Below are 1,727 nucleotides of genomic sequence, written 5' to 3' on the forward strand. Positions count from 1 at the left end.
AACAACAGATACTGACTAAAGTAAGTTCAAGCACATAGCAGAGTATTTTCAGGAGGGCATTTCAGGATATTTTAGAAGAACAGGCGCCCAGCTTGTTATGCTCTTGTGGTGGCTTTCGCCACCACTTTATTAGTTTTCAAGTTCCACCATATCTTTCGCTGCAATGTCACCAGACACTAGCTTTACAGTTGCGAAATGATCATTCACAATTTTAGTAATTTGTACCGTTCCTACCTTTTCGATAGTGTAGGGATCTTCACCTTCACTCAATACTATTCTTTCATGGAATCTAATAACACTGTATTTTTGCCCAACCTCTGCGCCATGCTTAGCACCAATACAGATTAGAGTTCGATTATCAGAACTTTCTACTACCTGACCTCTCATCATGTATTTATGATAAAAAGTGGTATTGGAACAACCCACTAAATATAAACCGAATGTAAGCAATAAAAGAGCTTTTATATAGGGTGTTTTCATCACTGTTACCTCATTTGACTAACTAATTATCTATACACTTTTTTATGAATTCATTTGTTTTTCCGGCCAGCCCCCGAAGGTGCTTGATGACAACTCCAAGGCTTATGAACAGAGTTATCTTTGATGTTCTGATCAACAAATTTATAGTAACTTTCTTTAGTATGTGTCCACCAATCATCATGAACATCTGCGCCATACTTACGGATTACCTCCTCAATCCCATCAAGGCTTACGTTTGCGGCATCATAGGCAAGGTGTATTTCACCTTCTTTGATGTTGTAACTAACTTCATCTATACCAAAAAGCTGATCTATTTCTTTTACTAACTCGTCACAGCTTTCTTCTGTGACATTGCTAAGCTTTAGATTTCGAACAACTAAATTTTGCTCTCTAACGCCAACTCTATGATCTAAATCGCTCATAATTTTTCTCCTAATGTTTGTGTGAATGCTGTTGATTGCTATCTTTCATTTCTTCCATTTTGCGGTTCATCTGCGGCATCATGTTCCCCATCATTTCTAAATGATGTTCAGCCATCTTGATTTGTTGATGCATTGGCATTTCTTCCATGTTTTTGTGCATGGATTGCATCATCTTCATCATTGAACGGTGATGTTCAACCATCATCTGCTGTTGCTTTTCAGGATCTAAGTCATTCTATTTTTGATGGGAGTGGCGAAAAAAAGACGCACTGATCCTGTGATTAGCCAATAATTGGTGGACGATAAAGTAAGAGATGGATACCAGATTTTGGTAGAGGTGTACGCTGTAGAAATAGCTCAGAGTAAATATTGCAAATACCTTCCTCTTGCGCTTGCACAAGATAGGCATTTAAATGAAAGCTTGAACAAAATCCCCCCTCACAACAAACACAATCACTAGCTTTGCATTTTTCACAGACTTCATCACCATGACGGTGTTTAGAATCTTGCGAGTTTACAGTGTGATAGTGACTATTGTCATTCATTGATTGATGGTGAATATTTTTGCTTCGTTGCATAATATGCGTGTCGGAAGATCCATTTTGATGTTCTTCACAATTCATTGGCTTAGCTGTAGCAAAACTTTGCTGCGTAAGCAACACAGTTATTATTACTATTTTAAACCACCTGAAAAGTCCAAACATTATCATTCCTTCTTTAGCACCTACAATATTAGCCACTTTATAAGAATAATTTTATGATCTTGATCAACCTTTGAACTAAAACCTAAACTTTTTACTTTTTACTTTTTACTTTTTACTTTTT

Annotated in this window: 4 protein-coding genes; all 4 read right to left on the minus strand. The window is 36.8% G+C overall.

Annotated elements, in window-relative coordinates; translation table 11 throughout:
* Window positions 1-129: 129 nt before the first annotated feature.
* The 4 genes from H141_RS0119525 to H141_RS21365 all read right to left on the minus strand — a co-directional run bounded on the left by H141_RS0119525 (window position 130) and on the right by H141_RS21365 (window position 1,606).
* Window positions 130-480, minus strand: coding sequence for a hypothetical protein (locus H141_RS0119525; protein WP_004589646.1), 351 nt, complete (start codon window positions 478-480; stop codon window positions 130-132).
* A gap of 50 nt (window positions 481-530) precedes the next feature.
* Window positions 531-902 (minus strand): hypothetical protein, encoded by a 372-nt coding sequence (locus tag H141_RS0119530; protein WP_019677951.1) that lies wholly within the window; start codon window positions 900-902, stop codon window positions 531-533.
* A gap of 10 nt (window positions 903-912) precedes the next feature.
* Complete coding sequence (locus H141_RS21360) at window positions 913-1,107, minus strand: hypothetical protein (RefSeq protein WP_019677952.1); 195 nt, start codon at window positions 1,105-1,107, stop codon at window positions 913-915.
* 76 nt (window positions 1,108-1,183) lie between these two features.
* Window positions 1,184-1,606, minus strand: coding sequence for a hypothetical protein (locus H141_RS21365; RefSeq protein ID WP_083923103.1), 423 nt, complete (start codon window positions 1,604-1,606; stop codon window positions 1,184-1,186).
* Window positions 1,607-1,727: the final 121 nt, after the last annotated feature.

The sequence above is a fragment of the Arsukibacterium perlucidum DSM 18276 genome, from assembly GCF_000382165.1.
In the GTDB taxonomy this organism is placed as follows: domain Bacteria; phylum Pseudomonadota; class Gammaproteobacteria; order Enterobacterales; family Alteromonadaceae; genus Alishewanella; species Alishewanella perlucidum.

Bases quoted from the DNA above. Each gene is read 5' to 3' on its own strand.
- H141_RS0119525 (WP_004589646.1), bottom strand. From the start codon at position 480: ATGAAAACACCCTATATAAAAGCTCTTTTATTGCTTACATTCGGTTTA.
- H141_RS21365 (WP_083923103.1), bottom strand. From the start codon at position 1,606: ATGTTTGGACTTTTCAGGTGGTTTAAAATAGTAATAATAACTGTGTTG.
- H141_RS0119530 (WP_019677951.1), bottom strand. From the start codon at position 902: ATGAGCGATTTAGATCATAGAGTTGGCGTTAGAGAGCAAAATTTAGTT.
- H141_RS21360 (WP_019677952.1), bottom strand. From the start codon at position 1,107: ATGATGGTTGAACATCACCGTTCAATGATGAAGATGATGCAATCCATG.